Annotated in this window: 30 protein-coding genes; 13 read left to right on the top strand and 17 right to left on the bottom strand. The window is 61.2% G+C overall.

The annotated features are described in order from the left end of the window. Positions 1–56: 56 nt before the first annotated feature. Positions 57–479: a hypothetical protein gene (locus ACU8HS_RS00435; protein ID WP_112568130.1), complete on the bottom strand. Its 423-nt coding sequence runs from the start codon at positions 477–479 to the stop codon at positions 57–59. 148 nt (positions 480–627) lie between these two features. Here ACU8HS_RS00435 and phaC point away from each other — a divergent pair, with 148 nt between their 5' ends. Together phaC and ACU8HS_RS00445 are read left to right on the top strand one after the other, a co-directional pair. After that, positions 628–2,457 carry a class I poly(R)-hydroxyalkanoic acid synthase gene (gene phaC / locus ACU8HS_RS00440; RefSeq protein WP_447015211.1) on the top strand — a complete coding sequence of 610 codons (1,830 nt, stop codon included), beginning with the start codon at positions 628–630 and terminating at the stop codon, positions 2,455–2,457. Positions 2,458–2,745: 288 nt separating this feature from the next. After that, the gene (locus ACU8HS_RS00445; protein WP_447015212.1) at positions 2,746–4,086 is read left to right on the top strand and encodes a tlde1 domain-containing protein; all 1,341 of its coding nucleotides are present in this window, start codon (positions 2,746–2,748) and stop codon (positions 4,084–4,086) included. On the opposite strand, the gene ACU8HS_RS00450 is transcribed toward ACU8HS_RS00445, so the two are convergent. Beyond that, positions 4,083–4,934: a LysR substrate-binding domain-containing protein gene (locus ACU8HS_RS00450; protein WP_447015213.1), complete on the bottom strand. Its 852-nt coding sequence runs from the start codon at positions 4,932–4,934 to the stop codon at positions 4,083–4,085. The genes ACU8HS_RS00445 and ACU8HS_RS00450 overlap by 4 nt on opposite strands. Positions 4,935–5,021: 87 nt before the next feature. Between ACU8HS_RS00450 and ACU8HS_RS00455 the strand changes: the two genes are divergently transcribed. Next, entirely contained in the window at positions 5,022–5,723 is a 702-nt protein-coding gene (locus ACU8HS_RS00455; RefSeq protein ID WP_447015214.1) for a haloacid dehalogenase type II, read from the top strand. Between the two features lie 17 nt (positions 5,724–5,740). Continuing rightward, positions 5,741–6,532, top strand: a complete 792-nt coding sequence (locus ACU8HS_RS00460; protein ID WP_112704873.1) for an aldolase — start codon at positions 5,741–5,743, stop codon at positions 6,530–6,532. A gap of 6 nt (positions 6,533–6,538) precedes the next feature. Here the strand turns inward: ACU8HS_RS00460 and ACU8HS_RS00465 are convergent, their stop codons facing one another. Beyond that, a complete protein-coding gene (locus ACU8HS_RS00465; protein WP_447015215.1) occupies positions 6,539–7,696 on the bottom strand; it encodes a pyridoxal phosphate-dependent aminotransferase in 1,158 nt (385 codons plus the stop codon). A gap of 205 nt (positions 7,697–7,901) precedes the next feature. On the opposite strand from ACU8HS_RS00465, the gene ACU8HS_RS00470 reads away from it, so the two are divergent. From ACU8HS_RS00470 to ACU8HS_RS00495, 6 genes are all read left to right on the top strand, one after another. Next, complete coding sequence (locus ACU8HS_RS00470; protein ID WP_447015216.1) at positions 7,902–8,660, top strand: DsbA family protein; 759 nt, start codon at positions 7,902–7,904, stop codon at positions 8,658–8,660. A 243-nt stretch (positions 8,661–8,903) separates the two neighbouring features. Further along, the gene (gene aroQ, locus ACU8HS_RS00475; RefSeq protein ID WP_003578965.1) at positions 8,904–9,341 is read left to right on the top strand and encodes a type II 3-dehydroquinate dehydratase; all 438 of its coding nucleotides are present in this window, start codon (positions 8,904–8,906) and stop codon (positions 9,339–9,341) included. 21 nt (positions 9,342–9,362) lie between these two features. Continuing rightward, a complete protein-coding gene (gene accB, locus ACU8HS_RS00480; protein WP_112568144.1) occupies positions 9,363–9,842 on the top strand; it encodes an acetyl-CoA carboxylase biotin carboxyl carrier protein in 480 nt (159 codons plus the stop codon). 10 nt (positions 9,843–9,852) lie between these two features. Further along, a complete protein-coding gene (gene accC / locus ACU8HS_RS00485; protein WP_112568146.1) occupies positions 9,853–11,205 on the top strand; it encodes an acetyl-CoA carboxylase biotin carboxylase subunit in 1,353 nt (450 codons plus the stop codon). 7 nt (positions 11,206–11,212) lie between these two features. Then, positions 11,213–11,830: a leucyl/phenylalanyl-tRNA--protein transferase gene (gene aat / locus ACU8HS_RS00490; RefSeq protein ID WP_112754342.1), complete on the top strand. Its 618-nt coding sequence runs from the start codon at positions 11,213–11,215 to the stop codon at positions 11,828–11,830. Positions 11,831–11,904: 74 nt separating this feature from the next. Continuing rightward, positions 11,905–12,834 (top strand): DUF2167 domain-containing protein, encoded by a 930-nt coding sequence (locus tag ACU8HS_RS00495; RefSeq protein WP_447015217.1) that lies wholly within the window; start codon positions 11,905–11,907, stop codon positions 12,832–12,834. A 106-nt stretch (positions 12,835–12,940) separates the two neighbouring features. Here ACU8HS_RS00495 and ACU8HS_RS00500 read toward each other — a convergent pair whose 3' ends face one another. From ACU8HS_RS00500 to ACU8HS_RS00525, 6 genes are all read right to left on the bottom strand, one after another. After that, positions 12,941–13,381, bottom strand: coding sequence for a DUF2155 domain-containing protein (locus ACU8HS_RS00500; RefSeq protein WP_112704878.1), 441 nt, complete (start codon positions 13,379–13,381; stop codon positions 12,941–12,943). Positions 13,382–13,498: 117 nt separating this feature from the next. After that, positions 13,499–13,894, bottom strand: a complete 396-nt coding sequence (locus ACU8HS_RS00505) for an NADH:ubiquinone oxidoreductase subunit NDUFA12 (protein ID WP_112568154.1) — start codon at positions 13,892–13,894, stop codon at positions 13,499–13,501. A gap of 102 nt (positions 13,895–13,996) precedes the next feature. After that, positions 13,997–14,464 (bottom strand): N-acetyltransferase family protein, encoded by a 468-nt coding sequence (locus ACU8HS_RS00510; protein ID WP_447015218.1) that lies wholly within the window; start codon positions 14,462–14,464, stop codon positions 13,997–13,999. Between the two features lies 1 nt (position 14,465). Beyond that, positions 14,466–14,972, bottom strand: coding sequence for a GNAT family N-acetyltransferase (locus ACU8HS_RS00515; protein WP_112568158.1), 507 nt, complete (start codon positions 14,970–14,972; stop codon positions 14,466–14,468). Positions 14,973–15,035: 63 nt separating this feature from the next. Further along, positions 15,036–16,541: an Asp-tRNA(Asn)/Glu-tRNA(Gln) amidotransferase subunit GatB gene (gene gatB, locus ACU8HS_RS00520; RefSeq protein WP_447015219.1), complete on the bottom strand. Its 1,506-nt coding sequence runs from the start codon at positions 16,539–16,541 to the stop codon at positions 15,036–15,038. Between the two features lie 77 nt (positions 16,542–16,618). Further along, positions 16,619–17,128 (bottom strand): GNAT family N-acetyltransferase, encoded by a 510-nt coding sequence (locus tag ACU8HS_RS00525; RefSeq protein WP_112568162.1) that lies wholly within the window; start codon positions 17,126–17,128, stop codon positions 16,619–16,621. A gap of 421 nt (positions 17,129–17,549) precedes the next feature. On the opposite strand from ACU8HS_RS00525, the gene ACU8HS_RS00530 reads away from it, so the two are divergent. Continuing rightward, on the top strand, positions 17,550–17,807 hold the full coding sequence (locus ACU8HS_RS00530) for a YjhX family toxin (RefSeq protein WP_112704879.1): 258 nt from the start codon (positions 17,550–17,552) through the stop codon (positions 17,805–17,807). A 51-nt stretch (positions 17,808–17,858) separates the two neighbouring features. On the opposite strand, the gene ACU8HS_RS00535 is transcribed toward ACU8HS_RS00530, so the two are convergent. The 5 genes from ACU8HS_RS00535 to ACU8HS_RS00555 form a co-directional block, all read right to left on the bottom strand. Then, on the bottom strand, positions 17,859–18,134 hold the full coding sequence (locus ACU8HS_RS00535; protein ID WP_112704880.1) for a hypothetical protein: 276 nt from the start codon (positions 18,132–18,134) through the stop codon (positions 17,859–17,861). Positions 18,135–18,157: 23 nt separating this feature from the next. Continuing rightward, positions 18,158–18,529, bottom strand: coding sequence for a GNAT family N-acetyltransferase (locus ACU8HS_RS00540; RefSeq protein ID WP_447015220.1), 372 nt, complete (start codon positions 18,527–18,529; stop codon positions 18,158–18,160). A gap of 20 nt (positions 18,530–18,549) precedes the next feature. Continuing rightward, positions 18,550–20,031 (bottom strand): Asp-tRNA(Asn)/Glu-tRNA(Gln) amidotransferase subunit GatA, encoded by a 1,482-nt coding sequence (gatA, locus tag ACU8HS_RS00545; RefSeq protein ID WP_112568167.1) that lies wholly within the window; start codon positions 20,029–20,031, stop codon positions 18,550–18,552. A gap of 58 nt (positions 20,032–20,089) precedes the next feature. Continuing rightward, positions 20,090–20,377 carry an Asp-tRNA(Asn)/Glu-tRNA(Gln) amidotransferase subunit GatC gene (gatC, locus tag ACU8HS_RS00550; RefSeq protein WP_112568168.1) on the bottom strand — a complete coding sequence of 96 codons (288 nt, stop codon included), beginning with the start codon at positions 20,375–20,377 and terminating at the stop codon, positions 20,090–20,092. A gap of 125 nt (positions 20,378–20,502) precedes the next feature. Continuing rightward, on the bottom strand, positions 20,503–21,207 hold the full coding sequence (locus ACU8HS_RS00555) for a metal-dependent hydrolase (protein ID WP_112704882.1): 705 nt from the start codon (positions 21,205–21,207) through the stop codon (positions 20,503–20,505). A 178-nt stretch (positions 21,208–21,385) separates the two neighbouring features. Between ACU8HS_RS00555 and ruvX the strand changes: the two genes are divergently transcribed. Continuing rightward, positions 21,386–21,877, top strand: a complete 492-nt coding sequence (gene ruvX / locus ACU8HS_RS00560) for a Holliday junction resolvase RuvX (protein WP_112754337.1) — start codon at positions 21,386–21,388, stop codon at positions 21,875–21,877. Here the strand turns inward: ruvX and ACU8HS_RS00565 are convergent. From ACU8HS_RS00565 to ACU8HS_RS00575, 3 genes are all read right to left on the bottom strand, one after another. Continuing rightward, positions 21,817–22,146: a DUF6105 family protein gene (locus tag ACU8HS_RS00565; RefSeq protein ID WP_112754335.1), complete on the bottom strand. Its 330-nt coding sequence runs from the start codon at positions 22,144–22,146 to the stop codon at positions 21,817–21,819. The genes ruvX and ACU8HS_RS00565 overlap by 61 nt on opposite strands. After that, positions 22,143–22,316 carry a hypothetical protein gene (locus ACU8HS_RS00570; RefSeq protein WP_377310121.1) on the bottom strand — a complete coding sequence of 58 codons (174 nt, stop codon included), beginning with the start codon at positions 22,314–22,316 and terminating at the stop codon, positions 22,143–22,145. Before ACU8HS_RS00570 ends, ACU8HS_RS00565 begins: the two co-directional genes overlap by 4 nt. Before the next feature lie 219 nt (positions 22,317–22,535). Further along, positions 22,536–23,195: a TetR/AcrR family transcriptional regulator gene (locus tag ACU8HS_RS00575; protein ID WP_112568172.1), complete on the bottom strand. Its 660-nt coding sequence runs from the start codon at positions 23,193–23,195 to the stop codon at positions 22,536–22,538. A gap of 248 nt (positions 23,196–23,443) precedes the next feature. On the opposite strand from ACU8HS_RS00575, the gene map reads away from it, so the two are divergent. Further along, a complete protein-coding gene (gene map / locus ACU8HS_RS00580; protein WP_112568173.1) occupies positions 23,444–24,280 on the top strand; it encodes a type I methionyl aminopeptidase in 837 nt (278 codons plus the stop codon). Positions 24,281–24,288 lie beyond the last annotated feature (8 nt).

Below are 24,288 nucleotides of genomic sequence, written 5' to 3' on the forward strand. Positions count from 1 at the left end.
TGCATCTTCCGATCCATCCGGAAGGCTTTGCGTCCAAATCGCCTGAAAGGCAAGGCTTATTTGGAGATTTCGGAGAGCGTTTCGGCCCCGTGTTCGGCGGCCAGTTTCCGCATCTCGGCAACGCGGCGCTGATACTCCGCCTCCGTGATCGCGCCGGCCTGGCGCTTGGCGGTCAGGGCCGTCAGCTGATGCTGCAGTTCGGCCGCCTGTTCGTCGCTCATCTGCACGTTGGCGGCCGTCAGCGGCGCGCCGAAGGACGGGTAGCCGTCCTTGCTCTTGGCCAGGCCGCCTTCGACGGGCTCGCCCTTGGAGGCCGGCATTACAACGGCCGTCGGCGCGGCCATGCGCCGGGCGAAGGCCTGCTTCTCCTCGGCGGTCTTGTTGCATCCGGCAAGCGCGATGGCCATGGCCGCAGCCGCCGCGCAGAGTGCTGCCGTGCGGGTGAAGGTCGCGATATGCCCAATGCCTGTCGTCGTCATGCCTGATGATCCAATCCTGCCTGCTTCGACTGTTAAATTCGTCGCAGCGACAAAGCAATAGCATGAGAGCGAACGTGCGGAACTTGTTTTCTTCATCGACGCAGATGTACAACGAACAAACAATGGATGCTGCCGCCGGAGGAAATGCGTGACCGACAGCAAACAGGAGAATGGTGCCAAGCTGGGTTTCGACGCCAAGGATCTCGATCCCTATCTCCTGAAGGATCCCGAGGCCATGGCGATGAACTTCGCGCGTGCGCTCGAAAATCTCGGCAAGGCGGCGTCTGCATGGCTTGGCCCGCGCGAGCGCGGCGAAATCTCCGATACGGTCGTCGAACCCGTCACCGACATGGTGAAGACGCTTTCCAGGGTCACGGAATACTGGATTTCCGATCCGCGCCGGACGTTTGAGGCGCAAACCCAGCTCATGACCTCCTTCTTCGGCATCTGGATGCGCTCGATGCAGCGTATGCAGGGCGAGACGATCAAGCAGGAGGCCGAGCGCAAGGACAAGCGCTTCGCAGACGAGGACTGGCAGAAAAATCCCTTCTTCGAATTTCTAAAGCAGGTCTATTTCGTGACCGCCGACTGGGCCGAAAAGCTCGTGGCCGAGACCGAGGGACTGGACGAGCACACGAAACACAAGGCCGGCTTCTATGTGAAGCAGATCACGGCTGCGCTTTCGCCCACCAATTTCGTCGTCACCAATCCGCAGATCTACCGCGAGACGATCGCGACCAGCGGCGAAAACCTCGTGCGCGGCATGAAAATGCTCGCCGAGGACATCGTCGCCGGGCGCGGCGAACTCAGGCTGCGCCAGACCGACATGACCAAATTCGCGGTCGGCCGCGACATGGCGCTGACGCCGGGCAAGGTGATCGCCCAGAACGAGATCTGCCAGATCATCCAGTACGAAGCTTCCACGGAAACCGTGCTGAAACGGCCGCTGCTGATCTGCCCGCCCTGGATCAACAAATTCTACATTCTCGACCTCAACCCGCAGAAATCCTTCATCAAATGGTGCGTGGACCAGGGGCACACGGTTTTCGTCATTTCCTGGGTCAACCCGGACAGCCGCCACGCATCGAAGGACTGGACGGCTTACGCAAGGGAAGGCGTCGATTTCGCGCTGGAAACGGTCGAGAAGGCGACAGGCGAGAAGGAGGTCAACGCCATCGGCTATTGCGTGGGCGGCACGCTGCTGGCGGCAACCCTTGCCCTGCACGCCAAGGAGAAGAACAAGCGCATCAAGAGCGCGACGCTCTTCACCACCCAGGTGGATTTCACTCATGCCGGCGACCTGAAGGTCTTTGTCGACGAGGAGCAGCTGCAGGCGCTGGAAGCGCATATGCAGGAGCTTGGCTATCTCGACGGTTCGCGCATGTCGACGGCCTTCAACATGCTGCGGGCGAGCGAGCTCATCTGGCCCTATTTCGTCAACAACTACCTGAAGGGCCAGGAGCCCCTGCCCTTCGACCTGTTGTTCTGGAACGCCGATTCGACCCGCATGGCGGCGGCCAACCATGCCTTCTACCTGCGCAACTGCTATCTCAGGAACGCACTTACCAAGGATGAGATGATCCTCGACGGCAAGACCCTGTCGCTGAAGGACATCAAGATCCCGATCTATAATCTTGCAACCCGCGAGGATCACATCGCGCCGGCGAAATCCGTTTTCCTCGGCAGCCGGTTTTTCGGCGGCAAGGTGCAGTTCGTCGTTGCCGGCTCCGGCCATATTGCCGGGGTCGTCAATCCGCCCGACAAGCACAAGTACCAGTTCTGGACCGGCGGACCGGCCAAGGGCGACTATGATGCATGGCTTGCCAAGGCAAAGGAGACGGCCGGCTCCTGGTGGCCGCACTGGCACGCCTGGATCGAGGCGCAGAACGGCGAGCGCGTGGCTGCCCGCAAGGTGGGCGGGGCAGCCCTCAACGCGATCGAAGAAGCTCCCGGCAGTTACGTCATGGCCCGCAGCTGACGGCAGGAAAACCTACCCGCAAGCCATCCCGCACCGGACGGTGACACGCAGACGAGACGAGCCTTCGAAAAACAGCTATCCCTAAAATATTGCGTCTCTTTTCGCGACAATCGAAGCAGAGCCCCGCATCCGTAAACCAATTGGAAACCATAGTTCGTCATCCTTAAGAAACGGTCGCATGTCGCGGACAGGCCAAAATTCGGCCTTTTTGGGCAGTTAGCGGCTCCGGCAAAGATCAAGTAGCCAGTGCTGCCGGCCTGCGTAGCGTGTTTGGAAGACGAGTAGAGTATGGCGTTTGCGGTAGGGACGTTCAATAACGTCGCCCCTTTTGGCGGATCCCCTGTTCGTTCGGGAAGATCTCGCGGTTTTCTTGCCGGCATCGCAATCGCCGGGCTCCTGACCTCCACATGGCTGATCGGCACTGTCGCGACGATGCAATCCGTGTCGATGCCGTTTTCCTCGCATAAGGAAATGGCCGAGGTCACGGCAGCGCCAAGGCCAGCACCTGTTGCCGCCACGCGTGAGCGTCTCATCCATGTGAACAAGGCTTCACGCCTTGCCGCATTCGATGCCAAGCCGGTTGTGCCTTTGACGGCGCAGTTGATCCAGTCGCATGCAGAGAAGACATCGGCGGCCTCGAATGCGGTCCTGGCGCTTGCGAAGACCAATCGTCTTGCCGTTGCCGTCGCACAGGTTCAGCCGGTTGCCGTCTCCGACAATCCGCGCTTCAGCAAGGAAGATGCCATCAAGGCGACACCGCCGGCCGTCGAAACCGCTTCCGCCGTCTCCGACGAGGACGATGCCGACCGGATCATCATTCCGTCGAAGGAGGTTGTCGCTGCCGCCGAGATGCCGGCGATGCTCGCCCTGGCCGATGCCGGGGCACGCGTGACACCTGCTCCGATCGAACCGGCGCCGGTCAACCGCGCCACCGCTCCTGTCGCCGCTCAGCCCGTCGACGTTGCCGAGGCGGACGATGGCGCCCAGCCTTTCGATCTGGTTCTCGCGCCCGATGAGGATTCCATACCGCTGCCGATGGCGCGGCCCGACGGTCTCGTCGGCAAACCCGCCCCGGCCTCCAAGGGGGCGCCTCGCGCTGCCGAGCCGGTGCTTGCCTATGCCAAGCCGAACTCGCCGATCGAGGATGACGACGACGATGCCGTGCCGCGCTATGACAAGCCGGTCTTTACGCCGCGCCTGCGGGCCGGCGTCGCCATCTACGATATCGAAAACAGCACGGTCTATCTGCCGAACGGCGAACGCCTGGAGGCCCATTCCGGCCTCGGCAAGATGCGTGACAATCCGCGTTTCGTGAACCAGAAGATGCGCGGACCGACGCCGCCGCACACCTACAACCTGACGATGCGCGAGGCGCTGTTCCATGGCGTGGAAGCCATTCGCCTGACACCGGTACAGGGCTCGGAAGCGATCTTCAACCGTGTCGGCCTGCTGGCGCATACCTATATGCTCGGCCGGAACGGCGATTCCAACGGTTGCGTTTCCTTCAAGGATTACAAGCGCTTCCTCGCCGCCTACAAACGCGGCGATATCAGGCAGCTCGTCGTCGTGCCGCGGCTGAACAACAAGCCGTCATCGACGCTGGCCTCGCTCTTCTCCTCACGCACCTAAAGATTGGCCGCAAGGAAATCGGCAAGCGAGCGGCTCTCCGCCGAGAGCCGCGGCCTTCCCCCGACAAGGGCAAGTTCGGAGGCTGGCTGCGGATCGAAGCCGTCCGCCGCTCCAAGCCGGCGATGTTCAGGCAGGACGGCATCCGACGGAAGCAGGCTGATGCCGAGGCCTGACGCGACCGCCGCCTGGACACCCATCAGGCCTTGGCTCGTATAGGCGATGCGCCAGCGCCGTCCGCTGCGTTCGACAAAACGGATGGCCCTCTCCCTGTAGATGCAGCCGACGGGAAAAACCGCAAGCGGGACAGGCTCACCCCGAACCGGCCGGCTCATGCTTTCGACCCAGACCAGTTCCTCCTTCCAGCTCGCCAGACAGCCGCCGTCGCCCGGCTCGCGCTTGATCAGCGCAAGGTCGATCTCGCCGGCGTCCAGAAGGCGGCGAAGCTCGACGCTCCAGCCGCTGACCGTATCGAGCCTTATATGCGGAGAGGCGGCCGCAAAGCCCGACAGCAGATCGATAAGCCTGCGGCCGGCAAAATCCTCGGGAACACCGAGCCTGACGGTCTTGGGTGCAGCCGGCTTGCGCATGATTTCCATCGCCTCTTCGGCCGTTGCCAGCAGGCGCCGCGCATAGCTGAGCAGAACCTCGCCCTCCTCCGTCGTCTGGACGCTGCCCGTCGATTTGTCCCGCAGAAGCAGGCTGTGGCCGATATTGGCTTCGAGTTTTTTGATCTGCTGGCTGACGGTGGACTGGGTGAGATGAATGCGCTCGGCCGCGCGCGTGAAACCGCCGGCGTCGATGACGGCCGCGAAAGTCCGGAGAAGATCGAGATCGAAGGCGAAGCTCATTCGATTTTCCAATGTTGATGATTTCGACATTTAATTTTTCAATGGCCCGCTTCTTTGTCAACATGCGGCAAATCATGGAGACGAGAGATGACGCTTCCCGGAAACCGGCCGACCTGGCTGACCTTCGATTGTTACGGCACGCTGATCCAATGGGACGAAGGCCTGCTGGCCGCCATGGATGCGATCCTGTCGGCCAAGGGCGGCGACATCGACCAGCCCGCCTTCATTGCCGTTTATGACCGATACGAACATCAGCTGGAAGAACAGCGGCCGCACCGTTCCTTCAAGCAGGTGACGGCGCTCGCGCTGCAACTGGCGATGAAGGAATTCGGCCTGAATTTCGACAGCGCCGATGGCGACCTCCTGACCTCCTCGATCGGCCGGATGCCGCCCTTCCCGGAAGTCGTCGAAACGCTCGGCAGGCTCAAGGCCGCCGGCTTCAAGCTGGCCGTCATCTCCAATACGGACGATGCGATCATCGCCGGCAACATCGCGCAGCTTGGCGGTTTCGTCGACCGGGTGATAACCGCCGAGCAGGCACAAGCCTACAAGCCGTCCGCGCAGATCTTCCGGCATGCCTGGAAAACGCTCGGCATCGGCATGGATGATCTCGTGCATATCTGCGCCAGCCCGCATCTCGACCTTGCCGCCGCCCGCGAACTCGGTTTTCGTGCGATCTGGGTGGATCGCGGCACCGGGCGCAAACCGCTCAGCGACTACCGCCCAAACGAGATCGTGCCGACGCTGGACAGGGTCCCCGGCCTGTTTGCGGCGAAGGGCTGGATGTAATTCATTGGAGGCGAGACATGGCTCATGAACTGAATCTGGCGAAGGGACAGCCGGCGATATTGCGCAATCTGCCGCTCGATACGGACGAGATCCGGCAGGCCCGCGTCGATCTGGCCGCATGCCTGAGAATGGCGGCACGGCTCGGCCTCGAAGAAGGCATCTGCAACCATTTTTCCGCGGTCGTGCCCGGCCATCCCGATCTCTTTCTCGTCAACAGGCTTGGCTGGGCATTTCAGGAAGCCACGGCCTCATCGCTGCTGATCTGCGATTTCGAAGGCAATGTCGTGGCCGGCGATGGCGTGCCCGAGGCCACCGCCTTCTTCATCCATGCCCGTCTGCACAGGATGTCGCCGCGCGTCGGAGCCGCCTTTCACACCCATATGCCGAACGCGACGGCGCTCAGCATGATCGAAGGCGATCCTTTCGTCTGGGCCGGGCAGACGGCCCTGAAGTTCTACGGGCGCGTCGCCGTCGACGAGAATTATAACGGTCTGGCGCTCGATGAGCGCGAGGGCGACAGGATTGCCGCCGTGCTCGGCGACAAGGACATCCTGTTCATGAAGAACCACGGCGTCATGGTCTGCGCGCCCAATATCGCGGAAGCCTGGGACGATCTCTATTACCTGGAACGTGCGGCAGAGGTTCAGCTGAAGGCGATGAGCAGCGGACGTCCGCTGATCCCCGTTCCCGCCGACATCGCCGCACAGGCGGCCAGACAGATGCGCGAAGGCGATCCGGAAAGCGCACGGCTGCATCTGGAAAGCGTCCGGCGTGTCCTCGACCGGCAGGCGCCGGAATACAAGAACTAGGAACCTCTATTTCAGCCAGGCGCCGATGCGCTCCAGCGCTTCGGCGATTTCGGCTTCCGAACCGGCATAGGACATGCGCAGGGTGCGCGGTCCCTCCACCGGATCGAAATCGAGGCCGGGAGTTGCCGCGACATTGATCTGCGCCAGCATGCGGCGGGCAAAATCCATGCTGTCGTTGGTGAAGCGCGAGACATCGACATAGGCATAGAAGGCGCCATCCATGGGTGACGCCGGCTCAAGGCCGATCTTCGGCAGCCGGTCGAGCAGCAGCTCGCGATTGGCGGCATAACTTGCCTTGACGCGATCCAGCTCCTCGCTCGCGCCGAGCGCTGCGGTCGCTGCGATCTGGGAAAGTTCCGGCGGAGAGATGTAGAGGCTCTGGGCAACACGCTCGATCGGGCGCACCAGCCGTTCGGGCAGCACCATCCAGCCGATCCGCCAGCCGGTCATGCAGTAATATTTGGAGAAGGAGTTGATGACGATCGCCTCGTCCGTCAGTTCCAGTGCGCTGGTCTCTTCGCCCGCGAAGGTCAGGCCGTGATAGATCTCGTCGGAAATGAAGGCGATGTCGTTGGCGTCGCAATAGGCAGCCAGCGCTTTCAGGCCTTCGCGGCCGGTTACGGTACCGGTCGGATTTGCCGGACTTGCAAGCAGCACGCCCTTCAGCTTCACGCGTTTTTCCAGCTGGATTGCTTCAAGGCTTTCGGGCGTCAGAGTGAAATGGGTCTCGGCCGTAACCGGCACTTCGACGACATTGAGGCCAAGCGCGCCGAGGATGTTGCGGTAGGCGGGATAGCCCGGCCGGGCAATGGCAACTGCATCGCCGGCATCGAAGAGCGACAGGAAGGCGAGATTGAAGGCGGCCGACGAGCCCGTGGTGATGGCGATGCGGGCGGGGTCGATCTCCAGACCGTGGCGGTCGCGATAATGCCAGGCAAGCGCATGTTTCAGCCGCGCCGTACCCAAAGCATCGGTATAGCCGATGCGCCCTTCGGCGAGCGCCGTGCGGGCCGCTTCGAGAGCCGCCTGGGGCGCGGGGTGCGAGGGCTGGCCGACAGCCATGGAGATGACGGGGTGGCCGCCCGCACGCCGTTTCGTCGCTTCAGCCAGAACGTCCATGGCGTGGAACGGCTCGACTTCGCTGCGTTTGGAGATGGAAAACACGATCACTTCCTGCCTGACTTCAACTGACGGCCAGACAATTGCCGCAATAATCGGTTCATCACAATCCCGCGAGGGCCTGGATCGGGGGAAATTTCCTGTTTGATGGCGGCCCGAGGCGCCGTAATTTGATACGACGCTCCAAGCCCATTAACCCGGCGATGCTATTTTCCGCTTCGAAAATCCATCAGCCGACGACGAGGATATCATGGCCTTCTTCCCCAAAACGCTTACCGCGCTGGCGCTCGCAGCCTCCATCGCCCTTCCGGTTCAGGCATTTGCGCTCGACGACCAGCAGAAGAAGGAACTGGGTGAGTTCATCAAACAGTATCTGATCGAAAATCCGGAGATCATGCTCGACGTGCAGGATGCGCTGCAGAAGAAGCAGCAGATGGCCCAGCAGGTGAAGGCCACCATGGCCATCGAAGACAACAATGGCGGTATCTTCGATTCCAAGGATGACGTGACCCTCGGCAACCCCAAGGGCGACGTCACCGTCGTCGAGTTCTTCGACTACAACTGCACCTATTGCCGCCACGCCCTGCCCGACATGCAGGCGCTCCTGAAAAAGGACCGGAACGTCCGCTTCGTGCTGAAGGAATTCCCGATCCTTGGGCCGGATTCGGTTGCGGCGCACCGCGTTGCCGATGCCTTCCGGCGGCTTGCGCCTGAAAAATATGGCGATTTCCACGTCGCGATGCTGAGCAGCGATGGCCGCGCCTCGGAGGACACGGCAATGCAGGTCGCCGCCGCCCTCGGCGTCAGTGAAGACAAGATCCGGGCGGAGATGAAAAAGAGCCCGAACGACGATATCGTGCAGGCGACCTATCAGCTCGCCGCCAATCTCGGCATCAGCGGTACGCCGTCCTACGTGATCGGCAACGAAATGGTGCCCGGCGCCGTCGGCATCGACGATCTCGAAGCCAAGGTGAAGAATATGCGGGCCTGCGGCAAGACAAGCTGCTGAATACACGCTCATCAAATAGCCTGAATCAAAGCGTTTCAGCCATGTGGACAAACATGGCGCGACGTCCCCTGCCGATTCTGTAAGGGCTTTCAATAAGCCCGCGTGGAGTCTATAGGTGGCGCTCGCGCATTCCCGTGCCTTGTCGCCAAAAGGCTGGCGCAGGACGTGATGAATACAATGAACCGCGTAACGGTTGCCCGGTCCAGAGAGGATCGGGAGCCGAAGCGCCAAACGGAACATTCGATGACGCAAACGATTTTTGTCCTGAACGGACCCAACCTGAATATGCTGGGCAAGCGAGAACCTGGCATCTATGGCGGCAAGACGCTCAAGGACATAGAGGCGGACTGCAAGGCTGCAGGCCGCGAACTCGGGTTCGACATCGATTTCCGCCAAAGCAATCACGAAGGCACGCTGGTGGACTGGTTCCACGAAGCGGATGAAAAGGCCGCCGGCGTTGCCATCAATGCAGGCGCCTATACGCATACGTCGGTCGCTCTGCATGATGCGATCCGCGCCATTTCCATTCCCGTCATCGAACTCCACATATCCAACGTGCATGCACGGGAAGAATTCCGCCACAAGTCGATGATCGCGCCGGCATGCAAGGGCGTGATCTGCGGCTTCGGGCCTCACAGCTACATCCTGGCGCTGCAAGCGCTGAAGAACATCACAGCATAAGAAGAAGACAGGGCAACACTCATGGCTGAAAAGAAATCCGGTATCGATCAGGCTCTGATCCGCGATCTCGCCAACATTCTCAAGGACACGGATCTGACCGAGATCGAGGTCGAACAGGAAGACCTGCGCATCCGCGTTTCGCGCGCCGGCACGACCCAGTACATCCAGGCGCCGATCGCAGCTCCTGCCTATGCGGCACCTGCCGCTGCAGCCGCAGCCCCGGTCGCGGCCGCCGCCGCCCCGGCCGCCGTTGCCGGCCGCAACCCGGCCAATACGGTCAACGCGCCGATGGTGGGCACCGCCTACATGGCGCCGGCACCGGGCGCGCGCGCCTTCATCGAAATCGGCGCGACCGTCAAGGAAGGCCAGACGCTGCTCATCATCGAAGCGATGAAGACGATGAACCAGATTCCTTCGCCGAAGTCCGGCAAGGTCACGGAAATCCTCGTCGAAGACGGCATGCCCGTCGAATACGGTCAGGCGCTCGTCGTCATCGAATAAGGCTTCAGCCATGATCTCGAAGATCCTCATAGCCAATCGCGGCGAGATCGCCCTTCGCGTGCTGCGCGCCTGCAAGGAACTCGGCATTGCCAGCGTTGCCGTGCATTCGACGGCCGACGCCGACGCCATGCATGTGCGCCTTGCCGACGAGAGCGTGTGCATCGGCCCGCCGCCGTCGCGCGAAAGCTATCTCAACATCCACCAGATCGTCGCGGCCTGCGAGATCACCGGCGCCGACGCCGTGCATCCGGGTTACGGCTTCCTGTCGGAGAACGCCAAGTTCGCCGATATTCTCGAAGCGCACGGCATTACCTTCATCGGCCCGACGGCGGAACATATCCGCATCATGGGCGACAAGATCACCGCCAAGACGACGGCGCAGGAACTCGGCATTCCCGTCGTTCCCGGTTCCGACGGCGAAGTAAAGACCGAAGAGGACGCGCTGAAGACGGCGGCCTATATCGGCTATCCGGTGCTCATCAAGGCAACGGCCGGCGGCGGCGGACGCGGCATGAAGGTCGCCAAGACCGAAGCCGACCTGATCGAAGCCTGGTCGACGGCCCGCACCGAGGCGGCCGCGGCCTTCGGCAACGATGCCGTCTACATGGAAAAATACCTCGAAAAGCCGCGCCACATCGAAATCCAGGTGTTTGGCGATGGCGAGGGCAATGCGATCCATCTCGGCGAACGCGACTGCTCGCTGCAGCGCCGTCACCAGAAGGTCTGGGAAGAGGCCAATTCGCCTGCCCTCAATGTCGAACAGCGCATGAAGATCGGCCAGATCTGCGCCGACGCCATGAAGAAGCTGAAATATCGCGGCGCCGGCACGATCGAGTTCCTCTACGAAAACGGCGAGTTCTATTTCATCGAAATGAACACCCGCCTGCAGGTGGAGCATCCGGTCACGGAAGCGATCACCGGCATCGACCTCGTGCATGAGCAGATCCGCGTCGCCTCCGGCGGCGGCCTCTCGGTCACGCAGGACGAGGTGCATTTCCAGGGCCATGCCATCGAATGCCGCATCAATGCCGAGGACGCGCGCACCTTCGTGCCCTCGCCCGGCACGATCACGCATTTCCATGCGCCCGGCGGTCTTGGCGTGCGCATCGATTCCGGTGCCTATCAGGGCTACAAGATCCCGCCCTATTACGACAGCCTCATCGGCAAGCTGATCGTCCATGGCCGCACGCGTGTCGAGTGCATGATGCGCCTGCGCCGTGCGCTCGATGAATTTGTCGTTGACGGGATCAAGACCACGCTGCCACTGTTCCAGGATCTCGTTTCCAACCAGGATATCGCCAATGGCGACTATGATATCCACTGGCTGGAAAAGTATCTCGCCAACAGTAAACCGGCAGCATAGGACGGGAATGGCAGGAGCGCGCAGGAAATCACCGGGCATTACCCCTGAGATCCTCCTGCGCGCCTATTCGATCGGCCTCTTTCCCATGGCCGAATCCGCCGACGACCCGGAAATATTCTGGGTCGAACCTGACGTTCGCGGCGTCTTGCCGCTCGACAATCGCTTCCACGTTTCCAGAAGCCTCCGAAAGACGATCAAGCAGAAGCCTTTCGACATTCGCTTCAACAGCAATTTCGCCGGCGTTATTGCCGCCTGCGCGCAGGAAACATCCGACCGCCCGAGCACCTGGATCAACGAAACGATCAAATCGCTCTACACGGCCCTGCACCATATGGGCCATGCCCATTCCGTCGAGGCCTGGGATGGCGACGAACTCGTCGGCGGCCTTTACGGTGTATCGCTCGGTTCCGCCTTCTTCGGGGAGAGCATGTTCTCGCGGCGTACCGACGCTTCCAAAATCTGCCTCGTGCATCTGGTGGCGCGTTTGCGGCAGCAGCATTTCACGCTGCTCGACACGCAATTCACGACGGAGCACCTGAAGACCTTCGGGGCGATCGACGTACCCAAGGCGGACTATGCGCTGCTGCTCGCTGCAGCAATGGAATCGCCACACCTGAAGTTTTAAGGTTGAATTTTTCATCTTCACGTTGATTTTCCGGCCAACCGGTTTAAGGTCGGACCGCAACGGAGGGTGAAATCTTGAAGCGATATTTTGCGGCAGCGATCCTGCTCGCCATGGCTGCCGGCGCAGCCGATGCCCGTCCTTACCAGGACATGTTTCCAAACCGAACGGATTTCTCCGATCAAGAGAAGCCGCTCCTGGAGAAGCTCGACTTCCAGCAGGGGGCAATCAGGCTGCCGGCTGCGAAGGCGACGCTGAACGTGCCGGAGGGGTTCTATTATCTCAGCCCCGAGGATACGAAGACCGTGCTCGTCGACATATGGGGGAACCCTCCGACGTCGGCGACTGATGCGCTCGGCATGTTGTTTCCTGCACAATATTCCCCGACCGATGTCGGATCATGGGGGTCGGTCGTCGAATTCAGCGCCGATGGCTATGTCTCCGATGCCGACGCAGCGACGATCGACTACGATGAGCTGTTGCAGTCCATCAAGGACTCGATTGCGGAGAGCAATGCCGAGCGACAGAAGCAGGGCTTTCCGACGGTGACGCTCGTTGGCTGGGCCTCTTCCCCGCATTACGACCAAGCCGCACATGCCTTGCACTGGGCGCGCGATCTGGTGTTCAACGAAAACGGAAACACGCAGCATACCCTGAACTATTCCGTGCGCACGCTGGGCCGCGAGGGCGTCTTGCAGTTCGACTTCGTTGCCGGCCTCGAGCAGCTGAAGGAAATCGAAACCGCAGTCCCGACCGTGACCAAGCTCGTGCAATTCGACAATGGAATGGCCTACAGCGATTACGTGGATGGCGACAAGGTCGCGGCCTACGGGATGGCGGGCATGATCGCTGCCGGTGCCGGCGCCAAGGTGGCCGCGAAGGTCGGCCTGCTGGCTATCGCCGCCGCTTTCCTGAAGAAGGCCTGGATCCTTGTCTTCGTGCTATTTGGCGGAGCGGTCAGCCTTGTAAAGAAGCTCTTCACCGGCAACAAGACGCCCAGCGCATAGTTCTTACATGCGGGCAGTGTCGCTTCGGAGGTCTTTCGCACGACATTGCCCGGCGTCCTCGCGGCAAGAGCTGATATCGCGAACGCGGCGAATACGCCCTGCGCCTTTACTTCGCGCCGGCGCTATCGGGCGGCGGCACGTCGGAATTCTGTTTGCAGTCCTTCAGCCAGACGTCATAAATCGGGTGTTCGACGGCGTTGAGACCGGGGCTGTCGGCAAACATCCAGCCGGTGAAGATGCGGCGGATCTTGCGGTCCAGCGTGATCTCGTCAACTTCGACGAAACCGTCGATCTTCTGGGCTTCCGACTGGTCGCGCGAATAACAGGCCTTCGGTGTGACCTGCAGGGCGCCGAACTGGACCGTTTCGTTGACATATACGTCAAAGGTCGTGATACGCCCGGTGATCTTGTCGAGGCCGGAGAAGACGGCAACCGGATTGTCGATGCGGGCAGCCTGTGCCGGATTGGAAAGAAGCCCGGCGGACAGCGCCAATAGCGATACAGCTCCCGCCGCCGGCAGAACCGTGTTTCGCAGGGAAAGCTTCATATCTACCCGTCTCCAGCACATATCAGGTTCACGGCCGCAGCGATTGCGGCCAACCTGCGGGTAAAGGTCAATTGTGGCCAAAGCGCGGGGCAGAACCCGCCATCGGGCGCCCGATGCTCAGTTGCCCGGCGTCCATGCGTCGTAGTCGCCGGTCACGCGCGGACGTTCGCCGGCTACCGAAAGCGAGCCCGGCGGGCGGTATGCCTGCGGTGAGCCCGTGGGGTTGGCGCGATGCGGCTTCTGCCATTCCTTGGCAACGTAATTTTCCTTGGACGGCGGAACGTCGGTGCGGTGATGCATCCAGCCGTGCCAGCCCGGAGGAATAGCCGAAGCTTCGGCATAACCCTTGTAAATCACCCAGCGCTTCGGCAGGCCGTAGGAGGAAAGACCGCCTTCGTAATAGACATTGCCAAACTCGTCTTCACCAACGCGCTTAAAGCCGCGAAGGGCAAACAGCGTGCCGAAAGTGTAATTGTTCCACCAGGTGAAGGTGTGAAGCAGGAACTTGATCATGTCTTTTCCTCGTGGCCGCAGGACGCGGACGAAAGCAGATAGGCTTTTTCGCTTATGCCGCCGCCAAGCCGAATTGTCCAGTGATTCCCGCCGAAACTGCGGTCATTTCAGCGCCATCTTGAAACCGAGATGCGACGGCTTGAAACCCAATCTCTCATAGAAACGATGGGCATCCTTGCGCACAGCATTCGATGTCAGCTGGACAAGCCGCACGCCGCGACTTTTCGCCTCGGCAACGGCAAATTCGATCATCCGGGCGCCGATGCCCTGCCCGCGCATGTCGGCACGCGTCTGCACCGCCTCGATGATCATGGCGGATGAGCCGCGGGCGTTCAGCGAGGTGGTAATCATCGTCTGGAAGGTACCGACAACGTCAGCGTCCCGCTCCGCGACATAAAGCGTCTGGCCGGACGAAGCCGCAATCGTCGCAAAGGCGCTGAGATAATCCGGATAGGCTTCAGGATCGACAGTATCCCCGTGGCCGCCGAGCGGATCGGCGGCAAACATCGCGATCAGGGCCGGCAGGTCGGCTTCACGCGCCTCGCGGATGATGATGTTGCCCGATTTCATGTCAGTGAAGCTCGAGCGCCTTTTCGAAAACCAGCGTCGGAACGCCGGACTGGCCCGGGCCGCTGTTCTCGTTGCGGCCGGCTTCGACAAAGCCGAGCCGCTCATAGAAACGGATGGCTTCCCGGTTCTGAACCTCGACCTCCAGCCGCATGATCTCGGCATCCGGAAAACAGGTTTCGAGTTCGGCGAAAATATCGCGGCCGATACCCTGCCGCTGCAGATCCGGCTTCACGTAGAGGAGATGCAGCATGACGGTTTTCGTCATCTCGGACGACATTGCCGCATAACCCATGCCGCCGATATGCCGGCCGTCGTCGGCGACGAGGAATTCGGCATTCTTCTTCGCCAGCCGCGCTTTCAGCGCAGCCGGCGAAAACAGATGGGCGATCAGTTCGTTGACCTTCGCAGTGCCATGGCTTGCGTCATAGGCCGCATGAAAGCTCTCGACCAGCAGGGTGCGGACCTTCTCCAGATCGCGTTCGCTCGCCGTTCGGACGAAATAGACCAAGACCTTCTCCTTGCGGCATCGGCCCCCGAAAACCGCTTCGCGCTGTTGGCCGAGACCGCTGGCTTATTCTTCCTCGATGCCGAGCTTGGCCTTGACGAGGGCCTGAACGGCCTGCGGGTTGGCCTTGCCGCCGGTTGCCTTCATGACCTGGCCGACGAACCAGCCGGCCAGCGTCGGCTTGACCTTGACCTTGGCGACCTGATCCGGGTTGGCGGCGATGATCTCGTCAACGGCCTTTTCGATGGCGCCGGTATCCGTCACCTGCTTCAGGCCGCGGCTCTCGACGATCTCGGCCGGATCGCCGCCTTCGTTGAGGATGATCTCGAAGACGTCCTTGGCGATCTTGCCGGAGATGGTTTCGGCCTTGATGAGGTCGATGATGCCGCCGAGCTGGGCCGGGGAAACCGGTGTTTCCTCGATACCCTTGCCGGTGCGGTTCAGGGCGCCGAGCAGATCGTTGATAACCCAGTTGGCGGCCGTCTTGCCGTCACGGCCTTCGGCGACGGCTTCGAAATAGTCGGCGATCGCCTTTTCCGAGACGAGCACGGAAGCGTCGTAGATCGACAGGCCGAGCTCGCGGACGAAACGCTCCTTCTTGTCGTCGGGCAGTTCCGGCAGGTGGTCGGCCAGTTCCTTGACGAAAGCGTCGTCGAATTCGAGCGGCAGCAGGTCCGGATCGGGGAAATAGCGATAGTCATGCGCATCTTCCTTGGTGCGCATAGCGCGCGTCGTGCCCGTGCTCGGGTCGTAGAGCCGCGTCTCCTGCTCGATCTCACCGCCTCTTTCCAGAATGTCGATCTGTCGGGTGGCTTCGGCTTCGATCGCCTGGCCGATGAAACGGATGGAGTTGACGTTCTTGATTTCGCAGCGCGTGCCGAAGGGCTCGCCCGGGCGACGCACGGAAACGTTGACGTCGGCGCGCATCGAGCCTTCGTCCATGTTGCCGTCGCAGGTGCCGAGGTAGCGCACGATCGAGCGCAGCTTCGTCATGTAGGCCTTGGCCTCATCGGCGGAGCGCATGTCGGGCTTGGAGACGATTTCCATCAGCGCCACGCCGGAGCGGTTGAGATCCACGTAGGACATGGTCGGATGCTGGTCGTGCATCGACTTGCCGGCGTCCTGTTCCAGGTGCAGGCGCTCGATGCCGATCTCGATATCCTCGAACTGGCCCTGGCGATCCGGGCCGAGGGAGATGACGATCTTGCCCTCGCCGACGATCGGGTCCTTGTACTGGGAGATCTGATAGCCCTGCGGCAGGTCCGGATAGAAGTAGTTCTTGCGGTCGAAGAGCGAACGCTTGTTGATCTGAGCCTTCAGGCCGAGACCGGTGCGCACCGCCTGCTTGACGCATTCCTCGTTGATGACGGGCAGCATGCCGGGCATGGCGGCATCGACGAGCGAGACGTTCGAATTCTGCGGCTTGCCGAATTCCGTCGACGCGCCGGAAAACAGCTTGGAATTGGAGAGCACCTGGGCATGGACTTCCATGCCGATGATGACTTCCCAATCGCCGGTGGCGCCGGGGATATAACGTTTCGGATCAGGCGTGCGAACGTCGACAATGGTCATGAGATGCTCTTCGAAGGCTGTTCTTTTCAACTGGTGAGGTAAAGGAAATGGCCTGCCGGTGCAAGGCTTTCGGCAGCCTAGAAACCCGGACCGTAGCCTTCCGGCTCCTGCGGGCCGAGATGCTTGCTGAGGCCGACGGACGGCAGGTCGCGATCAAGCTTCGGATTATAGGCGACCGAAAGCCAGTGGATCGCATAACCGTGCTTCTGGAAGAAGGAGATCGCCTCCGTATTTCCGGAATGGGTCTGCATCGCTGCCTCCTCGAATCCCTGCTCGAAAATATCGGCCTCGATATGTTCCAGCAGCGCGCTGCCCAGCCCCTGGCGGTTGAAACTCGGATCGATCCAGAAGTCGGAAATGGTCTCGTCCAGCCCCTCGCGCGCAGCCCAGCCGGCAACCTGCCCGTTCTGTTCGATAACAGTGATGGTCAGCCAGTTATTGTCCACGAAGGTTCGGAAAGCGTTGCGGGCTGCATCCGTCATGGCATCCGATTCGCCGATCAACGCCATCGCCCGTTGCCAGGCGCGCAAGCCGATTTCGCCCAAGAGCTCCGTTTCGCCTTCGCGGGCATTGCGAATGTGGATCAATGGCACCTCCGCGTTACAGCCAAGAGTAGACCATTGAGTCGGGCTTTTTTCCAGTCCCTCCAATAAGATAAACGACCAAAGCGCAACTTCTTCGGCGTTTTCCCTATCCCTGCACCGGCTTGACCGGATTGCGGTTGCTGATAAAAAGCGCGATAGGGCCGTTCCGTTTTCTTCGAACTGCGGAACGACCCTATCTCTTTGTTTACACGCAGTTCCCAAAGCAAAACCGCTGCATGCTTTTGCTGGAATTGCTCAAGAGGTGTCTATGTCTAACCTGTCTGAGTCCCGGTAAAGGCCCCTGCCCGCAAGCACTGCCTCGCGCGCATGGGCCAGAAAAACGAAGCCGCGGCGTATCGGATAAGCCCGATCGCCAGATCGTTTTCGTGCGCCTTCATGAAGGCGCGTTTCCGGATCAACAGCAATGGACATCTCACGCGCGGAACAGCGCATCCTGCACCTTATGGCCCAGGGCGGCCGCATCGAAATTACCCGTGACGACAACAGGAAAATCGAGGCCGTCAGCTGCTTCACCCGCGACGGCTGGGTCTATCCCGGTTTCGGTCTCGAACTTTTCCGCAAGCTGAAACGGCTGAAGGCCATCAAGTCTTCCGCCGGCCAGCCCTACCGGATCACCGAACGCGGGCTGCGCCTCGTCCGCTCGCAACTCGACAACAGATAGGGTGTGACAAGAACCCGGCCGCGCGGCGACATCGCCGTGCGGCCGGAACGCTCAGAGCTTCTCAGAAAGCGCCGGGCGCATTGCCGCCCACTCCTCGGCGATCGTGCCGGCGCCGACCGTCTTGCCGGCACGGCGATACCAATAGCCGGCGTTCCAGTCGTCGCCTTCGACCCGGTGGCAGAGGGCATGGCCCCAATCGAACAGCTGTTCGCCCTCGTGGTTCTGGCAGATTTCGTGAACCGTTTCCCACTCCGAACCGATTTTGAAGCCGGCGGAGGCGAGGCGATCAAAGGCCTCGATCAATCGTGCAAGATCATTAATTGCCATAACACCTCCTCGGGCCGCCGCCATCAATCGGTCAGCCGTTTCTCCAGTTGGACCTTTTCGAGCGGAACACCCATGCGCTCGGAAAACTCGATGCCGTGCCAAATGATGCTGAAACCGCATCGCCCGTAAAGACGGATCGCACCGATATGCTCGCATGTGTCTCGAGTCGCGCCGTTTCCAGACGCTCCGCCTTCATCAATTCGCAGAGACAGAGAGGCTTCGCGGTCCAGTTCGGCAACGACAATATCTCCTGCCGTCTTATTGGCGAAGATCGCAAATTCCTGCCGCACGCGCTCGATGACATCAGGGTCGCGGTCGCTGTCCTCGCGCGGATCGCTCGCTGCCGATGCGGCAAAACCGACAGCGCCGACCGCTTGACGGTCGGCGTCGGTCATCTTGCGGATCGTAAGGTCCGTTACCACCACCTGGCCGGCGTGAACTTGCCGGCGGCCTGTTCGATGACATGGGCGGTCTTGAAGAGGGTTTCCTCGTCGAAGGCCTTGCCGATGAGCTGCAGGCCGAGCGGCAGGCCCTTGTGGTCGAGGCCGGCGGGAACGGCAATGCCCGGCAGGCCGGCCATGTTGACCGTGACCGTGAAGATGTCGTTCAGGTACATCTTCACCGGATCGGCAGCCAGGTTCTCGTCGGCAACGCCGAAGGCAGACGACGGCGTGGCAGGCGTCAGGATGGCATCGACGCCGGCATCGAAGGCGATTTCGAAGTCGCGCTTGATGAGCGTGCGAACCTTCTGGGCGCGCAGGTAATAGGCGTCGTAGTAGCCGGCCGACAGAACATAGGTGCCGATCATGATGCGGCGCTTGACTTCCTGGCCGAAGCCGGCGGCGCGCGTCTTTTCGTACATGTCGACGATGTCCTTGCCGTCGACGCGCAGGCCGTAGCGCACGCCATCGTAGCGGGCGAGGTTCGAAGAGGCTTCGGCCGGGGCCACGATGTAATAGGCCGGCAGGGCATATTTCGTGTGCGGCAGCGAGATGTTGACGATCTCCGCACCAGCGTCCTTCAGCCAGGCAATGCCCTGCTGCCAGATGGATTCGATTTCGTCCGGCATGCCGTCAACGCGATATTCGTTCGGAATGCCTATCTTCATGCCCTTCAGCGACTGGCCGATGGCGGCTTCGTAATCCGGAACCGGCAGATCGACGGAGGTCGTGTCCTTGGCGTCGACGCTTGCCATCGACTTCAGGAGGATTGCGGCATCGCGAACGTCGCGGGCGATCGGGCCGGCCTGATCGAGCGAGGAGGCGAAGGCGACCGTGCCCCAGCGCGAGCAGCGGCCATAGGTCGGCTTGATGCCGACGGTGCCGGTGAAGGCGGCCGGCTGACGGATCGAGCCGCCCGTGTCGGTCGCGGTGGCGCCGGCGCAGAGATGGGCGGCAACGGCTGCTGCCGAACCGCCGGACGAGCCGCCGGGGACGAGCTGCTGGTTGGAGCCGGCGGCGCGCCAGGGGTTGATAACCGCGCCGTAATAGGAGGTCTCGTTGGAGGAGCCCATCGCGAACTCGTCCATGTTCAGCTTGCCGAGCATGACGGCGCCGTCGTCCCAGAGGTTCTGGGTCACGGTCGATTCATAACGCGGCTCGAAACCGTCGAGAATGTGGCTGCAGGCCTGCGTATGCACGCCGACGGTGGCGAACAGGTCCTTGATACCGAGCGGGATGCCTTCAAGGTCGCCCGCCTTGCCGGCTGCGATGCGCTCGTCGGAATTCTTCGCCATGACACGGGCGAGATCCGGCGTTGTCTTGATATAGGCGTTGAGCTGGCCATTGGCCGCATCGATCGCCGAAATATAGGCCTCGGTCAGTTCGGTCGCGGTGATCTCCTTGGCGCGCAGCTTCTTGCGGGCTTCGGCAATGGTCAGGCTGGTGAGTTCGCTCATCGTGTTTTCGCTTCAGATCTGAAAATGGCAACAGGGTCGGAAAGAGGCGGGCGAAGCCTTATTCGACGACTTTCGGCACCAGGAAGAAATTGTGGTCGGTGATCGGCGCATTGGCGACGATATCGGCGGCCTTGTTGCCGTCGTTGACGACGTCAGCGCGCTTCTTCATGTCCATCGGAGTCACCGAAGTCATGGCCTCGACGCCATCGACATTGACTTCCGACAGCTGCTCGACGAAGCCGAGGATGCCGTTCAGCTCACCGACCATGCGATTTGCCTCTTCTTCCGAGACGGCAATACGGGCAAGGCGCGCGACGCGCTTAACGGTGGCGAGATCGACGGACATGGCATTCTCCGGATAGGAATTTTCCTACCGCTATAAAGACCATGGCCGTCCTGTGCAACGGGTTTGCCTTTTCTGTAATGCAGAATTCCTGCCCTCAAACCCACCGGGATTTGAGGGCTGACACATCAGAGCGACAGGCTTTCGCCGGGCTTCGGCGCCTTCACTTCCGTCTTCGATGCCTCCATGCCGACAACGAATTTTTCCGGCGTCTGGTCGATGATCGGGAAGGTGCCGTAGTGGCAGGGAATGGCCGTCTTGAAGGTGAAGTAACGCTGGCAGGCAAGGGCCGCCACCGCGCCGCCCATGGTGAACCGATCACCGATCGGCACGATGCCGATATCGGGCTGGTGCAGCTCGTTGATCAGCGCCATATCCGAGAAGATGTCCGTATCGCCCATGTGGAAGAGGCTCGGCTCGTCGTCGAAATGCAGCATCAGGCCGTTGGCGCTGCCGAGCGAATGGGAAACGCCGTCTTCGGTGGTCTGTGCAGACGAATGCAGCGCATTGGTGAAGGTGGCGGTGAAGCTGCCGAGCGGGACAGTGCCGCCGGTATTGCCCATTTCGAGCTTCTCGACACCCTTGGTGCCGAGCCAGGACGCAAGGTCGGCATTGGCGAGGACGACGGCACCGGTCTGCCTGGCGATCTCGACGGTATCACCGACATGGTCGGCATGGCCGTGCGTCAGCAGGATATGGGTGATGCCCCTGGTCACTTCCTTGATATCCTGGCCGGCGAAAGACGGATTATAGGTCAGGAAGGGATCGATCAGGATTTTGGCGGCTTTCGTCTCAAGGCGGAAAGCAGAATGGCCAAGCCAGGTGATCTTCATGAAAAGTCTCCTTTATTACGTGCTGCAAAAGACGATTTCGGGGGCCAGAATGGGTTAAAACAATTCCGGTCGGAAAACCGTTTCGCACTTTTTCTGGAATTGCTCTAAGGACATAGCCGATATGGCCGCAAAGAAAAGCGGTGGGAGCTTCAATTTCTTTTGACGGGATGACAGGGCAATGACAGTGCTGACGATCGAGGAACTGGCGGGAATGCTCGGCCCCGGACAGGCAATTGCCGGCCTCGACCTCGGCACGAAGACGATCGGCCTTGCCATGTCCGATCTGGGGCGCCGTTTTGCCACGCCGCGCCCTGTCATCAGGCGCGAGAAATTTTCGATCGATGCCGAGACGCTGCTGGGTTTCGCGGCGAAGGAGAAGGTCGCGGCCTTCGTCATCGGCCTGCCCATGAACATGGACGGATCGGCGGGACCGCGCGTGCAGGCAACGCGGGCCTTCGTGCGCAACATGGAGCAGAAGACCGCCATTCCCTTCATTTATTGGGATGAGCGGCTATCGACCGTGGCGGCCGAACGGGCCTTGCTGGAAATGGATGTCTCGCGGGCAAAACGCGCCGAACGCATCGATTCGGCAGCGGCGAGTTTCATCCTTCAGGGAGCGCTCGACAGGCTTTCCTTGCTGGCGAGATCGGCTGACGACACGCAGGCGTGACGCGCCTTCCACCAGCCGGCGATCTGGCGGCGCTTGCGGAAGCCCATGACGGCGAAGACGACAAGGCTGTCGACGGCAATGGCGCGGGCGACGAGCGGCGGAATTTCCTGCGGCGGCAGGCCGAGCGCCTTGCCGTAAATCTCGAAGGTCAGGTCATGGACCTGCCGGGTCAGCATGAAGATGCCGAAATTCAGATCGTAGTAGGAAAGCCAGTACCAACCCGCCAGGAAGACGATCGGGCCGGCCCAGAAGATCAGAAACCACTTCATGCGGCTCCTCCTTCGTGCTTGCGCAGGACCGGCATATCAAGAGACACGAGCCAGACCGACGATGCCATGATGCAGAGTACGAGCGTGGGCACGGCGATATCCAGCGCCAGTACGGCGAAAAACATCATCGCCGCAACAAGCAACGCGGTTCTGGCTGCTCTGGTTCCCATCACTGAACTCGGGTCCACACTCGTTCATCTCTCATGTGGGGCACACTGGCGAGTTAACCAGTGCCACGCAACGTAAACCAATTGTTAAGGTTAACGAGGACGCGGAGGCTGTGGATTGCCTGAAGCGCGCTGCCATCGCGCAGAGACGCCCGCCCCTCAGACTCCCGTTTTCGCATGTGCATGTCGCAAAGCCGCGGCACATTTCCTGCGCGGCAGGCCTTAGCCGTAGACGCCCCGCACCAGCCGCTTCAGCGCGGTTGCCGCCTTTTCCCAATCCTTGCCGTTCTTCAGAACCAGGCCCGCGCATTGCCCGCCGGCGGCGGCCGCAAGCACGAGATGCTGGATCGAAGCGAAGATCAGGGCGTTGACGGCTGCGGTATCGACACCCTTCGGCGGCGCCAGCGAACCGCGCATGCGGTCAAGCCACAGTCCGAGCGCTTTCGAACGCGCTTCGGAAAGACGCCTCACCTGCTCGGTATTTTCCGAGACCTCCCAGGCGACGATGCGGCGCATCAGCGGATCGTCGCGCAACGCTTCGAGAAATAGCAGCGACAGCCGCTCCATCAGGTCGCCATAGGTCAGGAGGAACATGCCGCCGGTATCCTCGGGAATGCGGTCCTTGACCCAGCTGCCCAGATCGGCGCCGATCGCTTCGACGAGTCCGTCGAGGCCGCCGTAATAGCGGTAGATCAACTGCTTGTCGCAGCCGGCGCGGCGGGCCACCGCATTGATGCCGAAATTCTGGAACCCCTCTTCCGCCAGCAGGTTCTTGGCCGCCTTCAGAATGGCGCGCTCGGTGGCGCCCCTGTCGCGGATACGCTTCTCAGGCTCGGCTGCACCCGTCTGTTCGAGCGCGGCCACGGCAGTTTCATTCAGCATTCGGTCAACCCCGGTCTGTCACCAATCGGTGAGTAACAGTGGAATTTTCCGCCCACAATCCTATCTCATTGACAAGACTGTGGATACTGATGGTCCGCAGCTCCCGTGAAGCCGGTGGGCGGCCCGGCGGCACCCTTTCATCCGATCCGACACGCCCGAGAAATCTTGCCCATGCGGTTGATCCCGATGGACGAACCCGGCATAGCTGCATTATGAAAAGAGACGACAATTTCTGCTAAGGCCTTGCAATGGTGAACTATATCGAAGCCGCAACCGCGCCGCCCAAAAATACCGGCGCCATCAGGCTTTACGGCCCCGAAGCATTCGAGGGAATGCGCAATGCGTGCCAGCTGACCGCACGCTGCCTCGATGCGCTTGCCGATATCGTCAAGCCGGGCCTCGCAACCAATGAAATCGACCGCTTCGTTTTCGAATTCGGTATGGATCACGGCGCCTATCCGGCGACGCTGAACTATCGCGGCTATACGAAATCCACCTGCACGTCGATCAATCATGTGGTCTGCCACGGAATTCCCGACGACAAGCCGCTGCGCGACGGCGACATCGTCAATATCGACGTGACCTTCGTCGTCGACGGCTGGCACGGCGATTCGAGCCGCATGTATCCGGTCGGACAGATCAAGCGCGCCGCCGAACGGCTGCTGGAAGTGACCTACGAGTCGCTGATGCGTGGCATTGCCGCCGTTCACCCCGGCGCCCGCACCGGCGCGATCGGCGAAGCGATCCAGACCTATGCCGAAGCCGAGCGCTGCTCGGTCGTGCGCGATTTCTGCGGCCATGGTGTGGGCCGCCTTTTCCACGATTCGCCGAACATCCTGCATTACGGCCGCGCCAACGAAGGGCCGGAAATGCGCGAGGGCATGATCTTCACCATCGAACCGATGATCAATCTCGGCCGCCCGCATGTGAAAGTGCTGGCAGACGGCTGGACCGCGGTGACGCGCGACCGCTCGCTGTCTGCCCAATACGAACATACGATCGGCGTGACCGCCAACGGCTGCGAGATCTTCACGCTGTCGCCGGCCGGCCTCGACCGGCCGGGCCTGCCGCCGCTGAACGGGTGACGGTCTCC

The sequence above is a fragment of the Rhizobium sp. KDH_Rht_773_N genome (assembly GCF_052946295.1).